We start from the raw sequence: 14233 nt of genomic DNA, 5'->3' as shown, positions 1-14233 counted from the left end.
AGTCTTTTCCCGCGTTGTGGAAGGATGCAGTTCTGCATCAAGGCTCATGGTTTATTCCAAGCCCATTTCGGCCATCATCTGCTCTAGCTTGGGCACGTCTTGGGGGTTGTTCAGTTCCCAGAACTGGCGACCTTTGGCCTCGACCTCGACGCACAGAACTTTGCGACCATTTTCCATGAAGCGCAGCTGTTCCAGACCTTCCAGCTGTTCCAGCGGGCCCACCGGCCATGTGGGATAGGCGGCCAGCGCGTCAGGGCGATAGGCATAGACGCCTACGTGGTGAAACACCGGGGTATCCTCGGTGCCCGCATAGGTCTGCGCTGTGAAAGGCACCACCTCTTTCGAGAAATACATGGCGCTGTGATCGGACGCAAAAACCGCCGTAGTGCCGCCGACCCGGCCATGTTTGCGGTCGTTCAGCAGGCTGTTGAGCGCATCGCCATCGCAGCGAAGAACAGGCGTGGCCACACCGGCCTCGGGTGCGGCGCGCAGGCCCGCGATCAGGTCTTCCACAAACCAATGCGGTGTCAGTGGCGCGTCGCCCTGAAGGTTCACCACGATATCATAGCCCGCGCCCAGATTGGCATGGGTTTCAGCGCAGCGTTCGGTGCCATTCTGGCAGGTGTCTGAAGTCATCACCACCTCGGCGCCAAACCCTTCGGCCGCCTCGCGGATACGGTCGTCATCGGTGGCGACAACTACCTTGTCCACGCCCGACACTGAACAGGCCGCACGCCACGACCGTTCAATCAGCGTCATCGCCTTGCCGCTTGCCCCGGTCAGAGGCACCAGCGGTTTGCCCGGATAGCGGGACGAGGCATAGCGGGCGGGAATGGCGATCAGAACGGACATCAGGCTTCCTTCAACTCAACACCCGGAGCGTAGGCGATGAAGAACGGGTTTGCATAGCCGTCCTTGCCATAGGTCAGCGCTTCGTGGTTGTCGAAGCGAACCACCTTGCCGCCGGCTCCGGCCAGAACTGCGTGGCCTGCGGCTGTGTCCCATTCCATTGTGCGGCCAACGCGTGGGTACAGATCGGCCTCACCGGTTGCGACCAGACAGAATTTGAGCGACGAGCCCGCGCTCTTGCTGTCGCGCACTTGATACTTGTTGATGTAATCCTCGGTGGCTTGGTCTCGGTGCGACTTGGAGGCCACGATCAAAAGCGCCGAATTGTTTGGTTTAGAGACGAGTATCGGCGTCACGTTGCCCACAACATCCTTGTCCAGAGCGCCGGTTTCCTCAACTGATTGTCCATCGGGCTGGGTATAAAACATGCGTCCCTTGGCCGGGGCGTAAACCACCCCGCGCGTCGGTACGCCATTTTCCACCAGCGCAATGTTCACTGTGAAATCTCCGCGACGGTTGATGAACTCTTTGGTGCCGTCCAGCGGGTCCACGATCAGGAACGTGTCGCCTTTCTCAGAGTGCGAGGCCGCCTGTTCCTCGGTCACCAGCAGGATATCGGGGAAGGCTGCACGTAGGCCGGCCGAGATAAGAGCGTCCGCAGCCTCATCCGCCTCGGTTACAGGGCTGGCATCAGATTTGACCTTCACGTCGAAATCATCCGAGTTATAGATCTCCATGATCTTGTCACCGGCTTCCAGGGCCAAACGTCGAATGACGGGGATGAGGGCGTCGTAGGTCACAAAAAGGCTCCGTTCCTGTGATTTGTTGATTGAAAATCCTGACGGCCTTATGATGTCCCGGTTACGGAACAGCAAGAATTTCGTGCCAGATTGCTGGCAATAAAGCAGGAAAGACCGCGCAGGTGTATTACTTTAAGCGAAACCGGACGCTTTTGGGTGGTGCCTTCACCACCTCGGAACTGGTGTTTCATTCGGTGGTGCGCAGCATCCGTTCGCAACGGTCGAACGCGGTGCTGGCGGTGATCATGAACATTGTCCAGATCCTTGCGCTGGTAACGGTGTTCTATCTGATCATGACGTTGGTTGGAAAGATAACCGGCTTGTCCAAGATTCGCGGTAATCCCATCCTGTTTCTGCTGTCAGGAGTGTTTCTGTTTCTAACCCACGTGAAATCCGTCAGCGGAGTGTCTGGGGTTGCGACCGGAAACAACCCGATGATGCTGCATTCGCCGATGAACATGATGGTGTCGCTTCTGGCGGCGGCGTTCGGGACGTTCTACACGCAACTGGTTTCGATCCTGGTCATCCTGTTCATGTATCACGTCGCCATCGAACCGCTTGAAATACAGGATCCGGGTGGCGCGTTCTATATGCTTGTGCTGGCCTGGTTTACCGGCAGCGCAGTTGGCGTCCTGTTTATGGCGCTCAAGCCCTGGCTTCCGACATTTGTGTCCATTTCGTCCGTCGTCTACCGTCGGATCAATATGATCTTTTCTGGCAAGATGTTTGTGGCCAACAGTCTGGGTGGGTTCACTTTGACCATGTTTATCTGGAACCCGCTGTTTCACGTCATTGACCAATGCCGCGGGTTCGTGTTTCGCAACTATTTCCCGCGCCAGACCAGCTGGGAATACGCGCTTTGGGTAGGCATTATCCTGCTTTTGATCGGTTTGCTGGGCATTTTCTTCACCCGTCAGCACGTGTCGAAAAGCTGGGGGGCGCGCAGCTAGGTCGCCACGCGCAACGTCAGATTGATCCGACCACCCTTGGGCAACAGTTTGGATGATCCGAACCGGATACGGTCCACCCCGTGATAGGTCAGGCGCGCGGGGCCGCCCATGATCACTACATCGCCCGAGTTCAGCCAGATCGACTCGGTCTTGCTGCCACGGGTGGTGTTGCCGATGCGAAACAAAGCATCATCGCCCAGCGAGATTGACAGGACTGGCCAGGAAAAGTCAGCTTCATCCTTGTCCTGATGCAGGCCCATGCGGGTGCCCTCGCCATAATAGTTGATCAGGCAGCAATCTGGGTCGCGCTCGACGCCGGCGAGGGCGTGCCAGATTTCAAGGATCGGATCGGGGATCGCGGGCCATGCCACCCCCTTGGGATGGTGATCCTGATACCGGTACCCCGCCCGGTCCGACACCCATCCCAGCGCCCCGGCCGAGGTCATTCGGACCGACATCTCTTTGCCTGATGGCGTCGTCGGGCGGAACAGGGGTGCGGATTTCAGAATCGGGCGCAACAGGTCGATCAGCGCGGTCTGCGCCGCCACATCCAGATAGGCTTTTCTGATATCGAAATCGCGCAAAAGCAGCCGCGTCATCGAAGATTCCTCAATCCTTGCCGAAACGTTGCAAAAAAGGCCCCGGATTCCCGAAAACCTGCGATTTACACCGCTTGCAGGCTTTTGGTCTCGCCCTTATATACGCCGGGACGCGTGATGGTGTAGGGCCATTGCGCAATTGAGATCGAGGCAGGGATGCCATAACGGGTCCCGGCCTCGGGACATCGCCTTGAAGAGAAAGGGATCGAACATATGAGTAAAGTAATCGGGATTGACCTGGGAACCACCAACTCGTGCGTGGCTATCATGGACGGCTCGCAGCCGAAGGTCATCGAAAACGCCGAAGGGGCGCGGACCACGCCCTCGATCGTCGCCTTCACCGAAGATGAGCGACTGGTCGGTCAGCCTGCAAAACGTCAGGCGGTCACCAACCCCGACAACACGATCTTTGGCGTCAAGCGTCTGATCGGTCGTCGCGTGGATGATGCCGAAGTCGAAAAAGATAAGAAAATGGTGCCGTATGCTATCGTGAACGGTGGCAACGGCGACGCGTGGGTTGAAGCTCGCGGCGAAAAGTACTCCCCAAGCCAGATCTCGGCCTTCACTCTGGGCAAGATGAAGGAAACCGCAGAAAGCTATCTGGGTGAGGAAGTCACGCAAGCGGTTATCACTGTTCCGGCATACTTCAACGATGCTCAGCGTCAGGCCACCAAAGACGCCGGCAAAATCGCCGGTCTGGAAGTGCTGCGGATCATCAACGAACCGACAGCGGCTGCTCTGGCCTATGGTCTGGACAAGGAAGAAACGCAAACCATCGCGGTTTATGACCTTGGTGGTGGTACCTTCGACGTGACCATTCTGGAAATCGACGACGGCCTGTTCGAGGTTAAATCGACCAACGGTGACACCTTCCTGGGTGGTGAAGACTTTGACATGCGCATCGTCAACTACCTGGCGGATGAGTTCAAAAAGGAACACGGTGTCGACCTGTCTCAGGACAAGATGGCTCTGCAGCGTCTGAAGGAAGCCGCCGAAAAAGCCAAGATCGAGCTGTCCTCGACCTCGCAGACCGAAATCAACCAGCCTTTCATCTCGATGGGTGCCAACGGTCAACCGCTGCACATGGTCATGAAACTGACCCGCGCCAAGCTTGAATCGCTGGTGGGCGACCTGATCAAAAAGTCGATGAAGCCCTGTGCGGCCGCTCTGAAAGACGCCGGTCTGTCGGCCAGCGATGTGGACGAGGTTGTTCTGGTCGGTGGTATGACCCGGATGCCGAAAGTGATCGAAGAGGTCACCAAATTCTTCGGTAAAGAGCCGCACAAAGGCGTGAACCCGGACGAAGTTGTTGCCATGGGCGCCGCTATCCAAGCCGGTGTTCTGCAAGGCGACGTCAAGGACGTGGTTCTGCTGGACGTGACCCCGCTGTCGCTGGGTATTGAAACGCTGGGTGGCGTGTTCACCCGTCTGATCGACCGCAACACCACGATCCCGACCAAAAAGTCTCAGGTCTTCTCGACCGCCGAGGACAACCAGAACGCCGTGACCATCCGCGTGTTCCAGGGTGAGCGTGAAATGGCTGCGGACAACAAGATCCTGGGTCAGTTCAACCTCGAGGATATCCCGCCCGCACCGCGCGGTATGCCTCAGATCGAGGTGACGTTTGACATCGACGCAAACGGCATTGTCTCGGTTTCGGCCAAGGACAAAGGTACCGGCAAAGAGCAGAAGATCACCATCCAAGCCTCGGGCGGTCTGTCCGACGCGGATATCGAGAAGATGGTCAAGGACGCCGAGGAAAACGCCGAGGCCGACAAGGAACGCCGCGAGCTGGTCGACGCCAAGAACCAAGCAGAAAGCCTCATCCACTCGACCGAAAAGTCGATGGAAGAGCATGCCGACAAGGTCGACCCGACCACCATCGAAGCCATCGAGCTGGCGATTGCCGCGTTGAAGGACGAGCTGGAAACTGAAAACGCCGACAAGATCAAGTCTGGCATCCAGAACGTCACCGAAGCCGCGATGAAGTTGGGCGAAGCCATCTACAAGGCGCAGTCCGAGGAAGGCGAAGAAGAACCGGCCGCAGCCGATGCAGCGCCGGGCGATGATGACATTGTCGACGCCGAGTTCGAAGATCTGGACGACGACAAACGTAACTAACGGCTCACCGGGCCAATGCGGGCCGGTCCGTTCTCCGGGCCGGCCTATTTACGTTGAGGCAGAAGGACATACTGATGTCAAAACGCGACTATTACGATGTGCTCGGCGTAGCCAAGGGCGCATCGGCGGATGAGATCAAAAAAGGTTTTCGCAAGAAAGCCAAGGAATTGCATCCGGACCGCAACAAAGACAACCCGGATGCCGAAGCGCAGTTCAAAGAAGCAAATGAGGCTTATGACGTGCTGCGCGATGCTGACAAAAAGGCGGCCTATGATCGCTTTGGCCACGCCGCGTTTGAAAATGGCATGGGCGGTGGTGGCCGTCCTGGCGGCGGCTTCGGTCAGGGCGATTTTTCCAGCGCCTTCTCGGACGTGTTCGACGATCTGTTCGGCGATTTCATGGGCGGCCAACGTGGCGGAAGCGGTGGACGTCGCGCCGCCCGCGGCTCGGACCTGCGCTACAACCTGCGCGTCACGCTAGAAGAGGCGTTCTCAGGTCTGCAAAAAACCATCAACGTGCCGGCCGCTGTGGCCTGTTCAGCCTGTGACGGTTCGGGTGCCGAAGGTGGTGTAGAACCGACAACCTGCCCGACCTGCTCGGGTATGGGCAAAGTTCGGGCACAGCAGGGTTTCTTTACTGTGGAACGCACCTGCCCGACTTGCTCGGGTCTGGGCCAGATCATCAAGAACCCCTGTAAATCCTGTGGCGGTGCGGGTCGCGTGGAAAAAGAGCGCGCGCTATCCGTCAACATCCCCGCCGGGGTGGAAACGGGTACCCGTATACGTCTGGCGGGCGAGGGTGAGGCCGGAATGCGCGGCGGCCCTCCGGGTGATCTGTACATCTTCGTCGAAGTGTCGGACCATAAACTGTTCGAACGAGACAGCGTAAACCTCTATTGCCGCGTGCCAGTCAGCATGGCCAAAGCAGCGTTGGGCGGTTCGATCGAAGTTCCCACCATCGACGGTGGCCGCGGTCGCGTGCAAATCCCGGCGGGCAGTCAGTCAGGTCGTCAGATGCGCTTGCGCGGTAAGGGTATGCCGGCTTTGCGCGGCGGCGGTGTAGGCGATATGTTTATTGAACTTGCAGTGGAAACGCCAGTGAACCTGACTAGCCGTCAGAAAGAACTGTTGAAGGAGTTCGACGACTTGGGTGAGGATAACCACCCAGAGTCCAAAAGCTTTTTCTCATCCGTCAAGTCTTTCTGGGACGGAATGAAGGGCTGAAAAGTCGAATAGGGGGCCCTGCCCCCGCCGCCTGTTCCAGGCGACTCCCCCGGTATACTTTTGGCCAGGTAAAGTGGGATCCGCTCTTCATCTCGCCGTAAATATCCCGGAGCGCGAGGCAGAGCCTCGCAGAATCCTCTTGATTATTTCTTGCGCGCCTGAGATGTTCCGCGCCAACCGTTGGGGTGCCTCCTAGAAGGGGCTGAGAGGTGCTTTCGCATCAACCCATCGAACCTGATCCGGGCAATTCCGGCGGAGGGAACGGTCGTCAAACTATAGACGGTTTCTACGCCGCGATTGCCCCAAGAATTTGGAGCAACGATATGGCCGCTATTGCATTGACGATTGCCGGTTCGGACAGCGGCGGTGGGGCTGGAATTCAAGCTGACCTCAAGGCCATGTCGGCGCTTGGCGTATACGGCGCCAGTGTGATAACGGCAGTGACGGCGCAAAATACCAGGGCGGTTACGGCGGTTCATGGCATCCCGCTGGATGTGATTGCGGCGCAGATCGAAGCGGTTCTGACGGACTTGGACGTGGGTGCCATCAAGATCGGAATGCTCGCAACGCCAGACATTATCCACACTGTGGCCGGCAGCATCGCCGAATTCGACGGCCCTATTGTGTTAGACCCTGTGATGATCGCCAAATCCGGCGACGCTTTGCTTGCCGAGGATGCTGTTCAAACGCTTAGGGATGTGTTGGTGCCTCGCGCCTCGGTCTTGACTCCGAATTTGCCCGAGGCTGCGTGTTTGCTGGGGTCTTCTGATGCACAAAGCCCCAATGAGATGGTTGAACAAGGTCGCGCCCTATGTGGGTATGGGGCGCAAACTGTTCTGATGAAAGGGGGGCATGGGCAAGGCGAGATTTGCCATGATCTTCTGGTCAGTTCGGCAGGGCTGATCGCCGAGTTCACCGCACCGCGCCGCCAAACCAGAAACACGCATGGCACCGGGTGCACCTTGTCTTCGTCTATTGCGGCCGGATTGGCCAAGGGCCTGACGATCCCGGACGCGGTTGCGCAGGCTCATGACTATTTGCAAGGTGCGATTGCCAAGGCGGATGCATTGGATATTGGGCAGGGCCACGGCCCGGTTCATCATTTTCATGAGGTTTGGCCTGCGTGACGATCTGGTCGGTCATAGGCGCCGGTGTCGCAGGGTTGGCTGTGGCTAGCGAGATAGTGTCGCGCGGCGCCAAGGTGCAGGTCTTTGATCCCGGTGGCCCGCCCGGTGCGCATGGGTGTTCGTGGTGGGCTGGCGGGATGCTGGCCCCATGGTGCGAATATGAAAATGCCGAAGAGCCGGTGCTGCGATTGGGAAAGACCGCGTTGGACTGGTGGGCCGCGCGTACACAGGTGCAGCGGCGCGGAACTCTGGTCGTGGCCAATCCGCGCGATCTGCCGGATTTGCGGCGGTTTGCGCGCAGGACCCAGGCATTCGCAGATGTTGATCAGACCCAAATTCGAGAATTAGAGTCTGATCTGCATGGCTTCTCCAAAGCTTTGTTCTTCCCGGATGAGGCGCATCTGGACCCTCGGCAAGCGCTGCAGGACCTCTATCGGCAGTTGCAGGGTCAAGGGGTTGAATTTCACCAGAAACTCGCCCCGCCCCGTCTGGAAAACGCGATAGACTGCCGAGGGTTACATGCACGCGAGGTTTTGCATGATCTGCGCGGCGTGAAGGGTGAGATGCTGGTGATCCGCTGCCCGGATATCCACCTGACCCGCCCGGTGCGGCTGTTGCATCCGCGGATGCCGCTCTACATCGTACCGCGCGGAGATGGCGTTTACATGCTGGGCGCAACGATGATCGAGTCTGAGGACAGCAGTCGGATCACCGCGCGCTCCATTCTGGAGTTGCTCAGTGCAGCCTATGCGCTGAACCCGGCCTTCGGTGAGGCCGAGGTTCTGGAGATTGGTGTCGATCTACGTCCTGCTTTTCCCGACAACCTGCCGCGTATCCGGCGCTTGGGCCACACGATCTACGCCAACGGCCTGTATCGCCACGGCTATCTGCTGGCCCCGGCTTTGGCGCGGGGTGTGGCCGATCTGGCACTTGAGAACAAACATTCGGAGATGGTCGATGAAGATCGTGCTTAATGGCGAATCCCGCAAAATTGCGTCTCTGACACTGGCCGATATGCTGGTTGAGTGCGGATTCTCGGGTCGGGTCGCAACGGCGGTGAACGAGGAATTCGTTCCTTCGAGCCTGCGCATCTCGCACAAATTGGTGGATGGCGACCGGGTCGAGGTCGTCGCACCGATGCAGGGGGGCTGAGGATGAAGACGTTCTACAGTACCGAATTGCCCAACCCCTTGATGCTGGGCACAGCACAATATCCAAGCCCGGCCATTCTGGAGCAGGCGTTTCGGGAAAGCGGGGCCGGGGTGGCCACCGTGTCGCTGCGGCGCGAATCCGGGGCGGGTCAGACCTTTTGGCAGATGATCCAGGACCTCGGCGTGCTGATCCTGCCGAACACCGCCGGGTGCCATACGGTTAAAGAGGCTGTGACTACTGCACAGATGGCGCGTGAGGTGTTCGACACCAAATGGATCAAGCTGGAACTGATCGGGCACACGGATAGTCTGCAGCCGGATGTGTTCCAACTGGTCGAGGCTGCCCGCATCCTGACCGAGGAAGGGTTTCAGGTCTTCCCCTACACCACCGACGATCTGATCGTGGGTGAACGTCTGCTGGCTGCAGGGTGTGAGGTGCTGATGCCCTGGGGCGCGCCGATTGGGTCGGGGCGCGGGCTGAACAACGAATACGCGTTGCGGGCGATGCGGGCAGAATTCCCGGATGTGCCGTTGGTGATTGATGCGGGCATTGGCCTGCCCAGCCACGCCTCGCGCGCGATGGAGCTGGGCTATGACGCGGTACTGCTGAACACCGCCGTGGCGCGCGCGGGTGATCCGCCGGCGATGGCGCGGGCCATGATGCAGGCGATTGAGGCCGGGCAACTGGCCCATCAAGCCGACCCGATCGAGGCGCGCGATATGGCCGAAGCCTCGACCCCCGTGATCGGAAAGGCGTTTCTGTCATGAGCCTCGACCGCTTTTACCCGATCTTTGATCACTCGAACTGGCTGCGGCGGATGCTGCCTTTGGGTGTCAAACTGGTGCAGTTGCGCGTTAAGGATCAGCCTGATGCGGTGGTGCGTGAACAGATTGCCCAGTCGCGCGATCTGTGCCGTCAGCACGGGGCAGTGTTGGTGGTGAACGACTATTGGCAGGCCGCGATTGAGGCCGGATGTGACTGGATTCACCTGGGGCAGGAGGATCTGGACGACGCCGACCTGCAAGCCATTCGCAAGGCTGGACTGAAGCTGGGCGTATCGACCCATGATGACGACGAGTTGGAACGCGTTCTGGGCATGGACCCGGATTATGTGGCGCTGGGGCCGGTTTATCCGACTATCCTGAAAAAGATGAAATGGCATCAGCAGGGCCTGCCACGTGTCACCGAATGGAAGGCGCGGGTGGGCGATATCCCTCTGGTCGGGATCGGCGGGATGAGCGTCGAACGCGCGCCGGGTGTTCTGCAGGCGGGGGCGGATATCGTCTCGGTCGTGACAGATATCACCCTGAACACAGACCCCGAAGCGCGCGTGCGCCAATGGATCGAGGCCACCCGATGAGCCGTTACGGGCGTCAAACAATACTGCCTGAGGTGGGGGCAGAGGGACAGGCGCGTCTGTCCTCGGCGCATGTGCTGGTTGTGGGGGCCGGAGGGCTGGCTGCGCCGGTCTTGCCATTGTTGGCTGGGGCTGGGGTAGGGCGGATCACGGTGATGGATAGGGATACAGTTGATCTGTCCAACCTGCATCGCCAGACTCTGTTCGCGCAGGCGGATTTTGGGCGACTCAAGGCCAAAGTGGCCGCCGAGAGGTGTCGGGCCTTAAACGATGAGATCGAAGTTGAGGCGCTAGAACATGCTTTAACAAGTACAAATGCGCCCAATATGGCCGCGCAGGCGGATGTGATCCTGGATTGTGCTGACAGCTATGCGGCCAGCTATATTCTGTCCGATACTTGTTTGGCGCAGGGGAAACCGTTGATCAGCGCCTCGGTGCTGGGGCTGTCGGGCTATGTTGGTGGGTTCTGCGGAGGGGCGCCCTCGCTGCGCGCGGTGTTCCCTGACGCGCCCGATAGCGGAGCGAGCTGCGCCACAGCGGGTGTACTGGGCCCGGTCGTTGGAACAATTGGCGCGATGCAGGCGCAGATGGCGCTGAACCTGATCCTTGGGATTGCGCCCTCGCCTTTGGGGCAGATGGTTCAATACGACGCCGGTACCCTGCGCACCAGCAACTTCCGGTTCGACAACGCGCCCGAACCCAATAGCTGTTTTCGGTTCGTCTCAGCCGGTCAACTCGGTGCTGAAGATCAAATCATTGAGCTGCGCGATGAGGCTGAGGCGGCGATCCCAGCGCATCCGAACGCGCAGCGCATTGCGCCTGAAAATTTGGAAGAAATAGACCCTAAACAAGGCAAAAGACTGGCCTTGTGTTGCGCCACTGGCCTGCGCGCATGGCGTGCTGCCGAACAGATTCAACCGGATTGGCCGGGCGAGATTGTCCTCGTCGCGGCCTCGACCTCGTAAGCGAAAAGGAAACGCGAGACATGAAAAAGCTGATCACCGCCATCGCTCTGCTGGCCGCTGCGCCAGCCTGGGCCGAGGACAAGATGACCGTCCTGCTGGACTGGTTCATCAACCCTGATCACGGCCCGATCATCGTGGCACAGGAAAATGGCTATTTCGCCGAGCAGGGGCTTGAGGTTGAAATCGTCCCGCCCGCCGATCCTTCTGCCCCGCCGCGTCTGGTGGCAGCAGGTCAAGCTGAACTGGCGGTGTCCTACCAGCCGCAGCTGCACCTGCAAATCCACGAAGGGCTGCCGCTGAAACGCGTGGGCACGCTGGTTGCGACCCCGCTGAACTGCCTTCTGGTGTTGGAAGACGGTCCGATTAAATCTTTGGCCGACCTGAAGGGGAAAAAGATCGGCTTCTCGGTCGCGGGCGTGGAAGAGGCCATTCTGACCGCCATGCTGAATGCCCATGGGGTGGCGCTGGACGATATCGAATTGATCAACGTGAACTTCTCGCTGTCGCCGTCGCTGATGACCGGGCAGGTGGATGCGGTAATCGGTGCGTTCCGCAATTTCGAACTGAACCAGATGGATATCGAAGGTGTCGCGGGCCGCTGCTTTTACATCGAGGAAGAAGGCGTACCGCCCTATGATGAGCTGATCTATGTGGCCAACCCCGAAACCATGGATGCCGACATGATCGCGCGTTTTCTGGCCGCGACCGAGAAAGCCACGCAGTATATCGTCAACAACCCCGAAAAAAGCTGGGAGATTTTCGCGGCCACCTCGCCCGAGCTGCAGGATGAGCTGAACGCCCGTGCATGGGTCGACACGCTGCCCCGTTTTGCCTTGCGTCCGGCTGGTTTTGACGCTGGTCGGTACGCACGGTTCGAGGCGTTCCTGAAAGACAGCGGCATGATCGACAGCATCAACCCGGTCAGTGACATCACTATTGACGTGACCGCGCAATGAGCGGCTACGGCAAAGCCTTCGCGCTGATGCGTGACGCGGCGCAAGGGCCGTGGCGGGATTATACCCGCCACGCCTTCGTCGAAGGCATAAAGGACGGCACGCTGCCGCGTGAGGCGTTCCTGCACTATCTGCGGCAGGATTACGTGTTCTTGATCCATTTTTGCCGCGCCTGGGCTTTGGCGGTGGTGAAATCGGAAACGCATTCCGAGATGTTGACCGCTGTGGGAACAGTGAACGCTCTGGTCGCTGAAGAAATGCAGCTGCATATCGGCATCTGCGAGGCTGCCGGGATTTCGCAGGAGGAGCTGTTCGCGACTCCCGAGCGGGCCGAGAATCTGGCCTATACACGGTTCGTGTTAGAGGCCGGGTATAGCGGAGATCTGCTGGACCTGCTGGCGGCCCTTGCGCCCTGTGTCATGGGTTATGGTGAGATCGGCGCGCGGCTGGCTGCCGAGGCTACATCCGAGACCTATCGTGGTTGGATCAACACCTATGCCGGTGAAGACTACCAAGGCGCGTGCAAAGCGGTCGGAGAGTTGTTGAATCAGGCTCTAACGGGGCGTATTGGGGCAGATTTTGAAGCCTCACCGCGTTGGGATCGACTGTGTCAGACCTTCCGCACTGCGACCGAGCTTGAGGTCAACTTCTGGCAAATGGGTCTGACCCCGTGACCCAAGCGCCTGATCTGGCCATCAGTGGCTCGGCCACAATCGACGGCGCGCCCTTGTTCGCGCCGTTGGCCCTGACCCTTGGGGCTGGGCAGTGGACGTGTCTGCTTGGCGGATCGGGCGTGGGGAAAACCACCGTTCTGCGACTGATTGCTGGATTGGAGACGGGCGCGGATTTCAAAGGGCAGATCACTGCCAGCGACACGAAGCCAGTGCCAAGCCGCGTCGCTTACATGGCGCAGGACGACCTGCTGCTGCCTTGGGCGACGGTGGCGCAGAATGTGTCTCTGGGCGCGCGGCTGCGCGGGGAAAAACCCGACCTGGCCCGCCGGGACCGTTTGATCGAGCGGATGCGATTGCAGGATCATCTGAACAAAAAACCCGGAGAATTGTCTGGCGGTCAGCGTCAGCGCGTGGCCTTGGCGCGTACGTTGATGGAGGACCGGCCCATCGTGTTATTGGATGAGCCGTTCTCGGCCCTCGACGCCCGCACCCGCGCCGATATGCAGGATCTGGCGGCCGAGGCGCTGGCGGGGCGCACCGTATTGCTGGTGACGCACGATCCGGCCGAGGCCGCGCGCCTGGGTCAATCCATCATGGTGATGACGGCGCAGGGGTTGACGCCCTGCGATCCGCCCTCGGCCCCGGCTCCGCGCCATGTGGATGACCTGGAAACACTGGAGACGCAGGGCGCGTTGTTGCGGTTGTTGAGAGAGGCGGCATGAAGATCCTGTCCGCCCTTGCCGCAACTGTATTCGCGCTGGCCGTCTGGCAGGCGATTGTCAGCCTAACGGGCCTGCCGAAATTCATCCTGCCCGGTCCGGCACTGGTGGCTGAGACATGGTGGCAGAACCGCTGGGTGATTGCCGAACATACGTGGATTACAGCGGTAGAGGTAGTGATCGGGCTCGCCCTCGGCACGGTTCTGGGCGTGATCACCGCGCTGCAACTGGCGAATTCGCGAGCGGCGCGGGTGTTGGTGCAGCCGATGCTAGTCTTCACACAGGCGCTTCCGGTCTTTGCGCTGGCCCCGTTGCTGACCCTGTGGCTGGGTTATGGGTTGTGGTCTAAGGTGGCTATGGCGGTTCTGATCATCTATTTCCCCATCACCTCATCCTTTTTCGACGGGCTGATGCGCACGCCACCGGGCTATCTGGACCTTGCGCGCACCATGCAGGCTAGCCCGCGCGCGGTTTTGTGGCATATCCGCATTCCCGCCGCGTTGCCCTCGCTGGCCTCGGGGATGCGGCTGGCGGCGGTTTATGGGCCCATTGGGGCTGTGATTGGCGAGTGGGTGGGCTCGTCCCAAGGCTTGGGCTATCTGATGCTGCTGGCCAATGGGCGTGCCAAGACCGACCTGATGTTTGCCGCGATGCTGACCTTGGGCGTGTTTTCGATCCTATTGCATCTGATCATCCGCCGCGCGACGGCGCGCATGGCAGGTGAAGTGCGTTAACGGTTTGGAA

Annotated in this window: 16 protein-coding genes and 1 riboswitch; of the genes, 13 read left to right on the top strand and 3 right to left on the bottom strand. The window is 59.6% G+C overall.

The genetic code is table 11. From position 1 onward, the window contains the following. Positions 1-51 precede the first annotated feature (51 nt). Positions 52-852: a 3-deoxy-manno-octulosonate cytidylyltransferase gene (locus tag ACR0L1_RS13675; protein WP_170790225.1), complete on the bottom strand. Its 801-nt coding sequence runs from the start codon at positions 850-852 to the stop codon at positions 52-54. After that, positions 852-1649 carry a 3'(2'),5'-bisphosphate nucleotidase CysQ gene (cysQ, locus tag ACR0L1_RS13670; RefSeq protein WP_480859399.1) on the bottom strand — a complete coding sequence of 266 codons (798 nt, stop codon included), beginning with the start codon at positions 1647-1649 and terminating at the stop codon, positions 852-854. The genes ACR0L1_RS13675 and cysQ overlap by 1 nt, the downstream gene beginning before the upstream one ends. Before the next feature lie 122 nt (positions 1650-1771). On the opposite strand from cysQ, the gene ACR0L1_RS13665 reads away from it, so the two are divergent. Continuing rightward, on the top strand, positions 1772-2599 hold the full coding sequence (locus ACR0L1_RS13665; RefSeq protein ID WP_480505430.1) for an ABC transporter permease: 828 nt from the start codon (positions 1772-1774) through the stop codon (positions 2597-2599). On the opposite strand, the gene ACR0L1_RS13660 is transcribed toward ACR0L1_RS13665, so the two are convergent. Continuing rightward, a complete protein-coding gene (locus ACR0L1_RS13660) occupies positions 2596-3198 on the bottom strand; it encodes an alpha-ketoglutarate-dependent dioxygenase AlkB family protein (RefSeq protein WP_480859397.1) in 603 nt (200 codons plus the stop codon). The genes ACR0L1_RS13665 and ACR0L1_RS13660 overlap by 4 nt on opposite strands. Positions 3199-3411: 213 nt before the next feature. On the opposite strand from ACR0L1_RS13660, the gene dnaK reads away from it, so the two are divergent. From dnaK to ACR0L1_RS13600, 12 genes are all read left to right on the top strand, one after another. After that, positions 3412-5319 carry a molecular chaperone DnaK gene (dnaK, locus tag ACR0L1_RS13655; protein ID WP_170790228.1) on the top strand — a complete coding sequence of 636 codons (1908 nt, stop codon included), beginning with the start codon at positions 3412-3414 and terminating at the stop codon, positions 5317-5319. A gap of 74 nt (positions 5320-5393) precedes the next feature. Continuing rightward, positions 5394-6542, top strand: a complete 1149-nt coding sequence (gene dnaJ / locus ACR0L1_RS13650; protein ID WP_480859395.1) for a molecular chaperone DnaJ — start codon at positions 5394-5396, stop codon at positions 6540-6542. Between the two features lie 171 nt (positions 6543-6713). Beyond that, positions 6714-6820: riboswitch (TPP riboswitch) on the top strand. Between the two features lie 45 nt (positions 6821-6865). After that, complete coding sequence (thiD, locus tag ACR0L1_RS13645; protein ID WP_480505433.1) at positions 6866-7669, top strand: bifunctional hydroxymethylpyrimidine kinase/phosphomethylpyrimidine kinase; 804 nt, start codon at positions 6866-6868, stop codon at positions 7667-7669. Next, a complete protein-coding gene (thiO, locus tag ACR0L1_RS13640) occupies positions 7666-8643 on the top strand; it encodes a glycine oxidase ThiO (RefSeq protein ID WP_480505435.1) in 978 nt (325 codons plus the stop codon). The genes thiD and thiO overlap by 4 nt, the downstream gene beginning before the upstream one ends. Next, positions 8627-8821 (top strand): sulfur carrier protein ThiS, encoded by a 195-nt coding sequence (gene thiS / locus ACR0L1_RS13635; RefSeq protein ID WP_480859393.1) that lies wholly within the window; start codon positions 8627-8629, stop codon positions 8819-8821. The genes thiO and thiS overlap by 17 nt, the downstream gene beginning before the upstream one ends. 2 nt (positions 8822-8823) lie before the next feature. Beyond that, positions 8824-9588: a thiazole synthase gene (locus tag ACR0L1_RS13630; protein ID WP_170786117.1), complete on the top strand. Its 765-nt coding sequence runs from the start codon at positions 8824-8826 to the stop codon at positions 9586-9588. Next, the gene (locus ACR0L1_RS13625) at positions 9585-10181 is read left to right on the top strand and encodes a thiamine phosphate synthase (RefSeq protein WP_480859390.1); all 597 of its coding nucleotides are present in this window, start codon (positions 9585-9587) and stop codon (positions 10179-10181) included. The genes ACR0L1_RS13630 and ACR0L1_RS13625 overlap by 4 nt, the downstream gene beginning before the upstream one ends. Then, positions 10178-11143: a ThiF family adenylyltransferase gene (locus ACR0L1_RS13620; RefSeq protein ID WP_480859388.1), complete on the top strand. Its 966-nt coding sequence runs from the start codon at positions 10178-10180 to the stop codon at positions 11141-11143. The genes ACR0L1_RS13625 and ACR0L1_RS13620 overlap by 4 nt, the downstream gene beginning before the upstream one ends. Before the next feature lie 20 nt (positions 11144-11163). After that, positions 11164-12099 (top strand): ABC transporter substrate-binding protein, encoded by a 936-nt coding sequence (locus ACR0L1_RS13615; protein ID WP_170786111.1) that lies wholly within the window; start codon positions 11164-11166, stop codon positions 12097-12099. Further along, complete coding sequence (tenA, locus tag ACR0L1_RS13610) at positions 12096-12770, top strand: thiaminase II (RefSeq protein ID WP_480859386.1); 675 nt, start codon at positions 12096-12098, stop codon at positions 12768-12770. The genes ACR0L1_RS13615 and tenA overlap by 4 nt, the downstream gene beginning before the upstream one ends. Then, on the top strand, positions 12767-13492 hold the full coding sequence (locus tag ACR0L1_RS13605) for an ABC transporter ATP-binding protein (RefSeq protein WP_480859384.1): 726 nt from the start codon (positions 12767-12769) through the stop codon (positions 13490-13492). Before tenA ends, ACR0L1_RS13605 begins: the two co-directional genes overlap by 4 nt. Further along, on the top strand, positions 13489-14223 hold the full coding sequence (locus ACR0L1_RS13600; RefSeq protein ID WP_480859382.1) for an ABC transporter permease: 735 nt from the start codon (positions 13489-13491) through the stop codon (positions 14221-14223). The genes ACR0L1_RS13605 and ACR0L1_RS13600 overlap by 4 nt, the downstream gene beginning before the upstream one ends. Positions 14224-14233: the final 10 nt, after the last annotated feature.

The organism is Ruegeria sp. J8, from assembly GCF_056531925.1.
The sequence above is the reverse complement of the archived record's forward strand: the minus strand, read 5'-3'. Positions and strand labels throughout refer to the sequence as shown.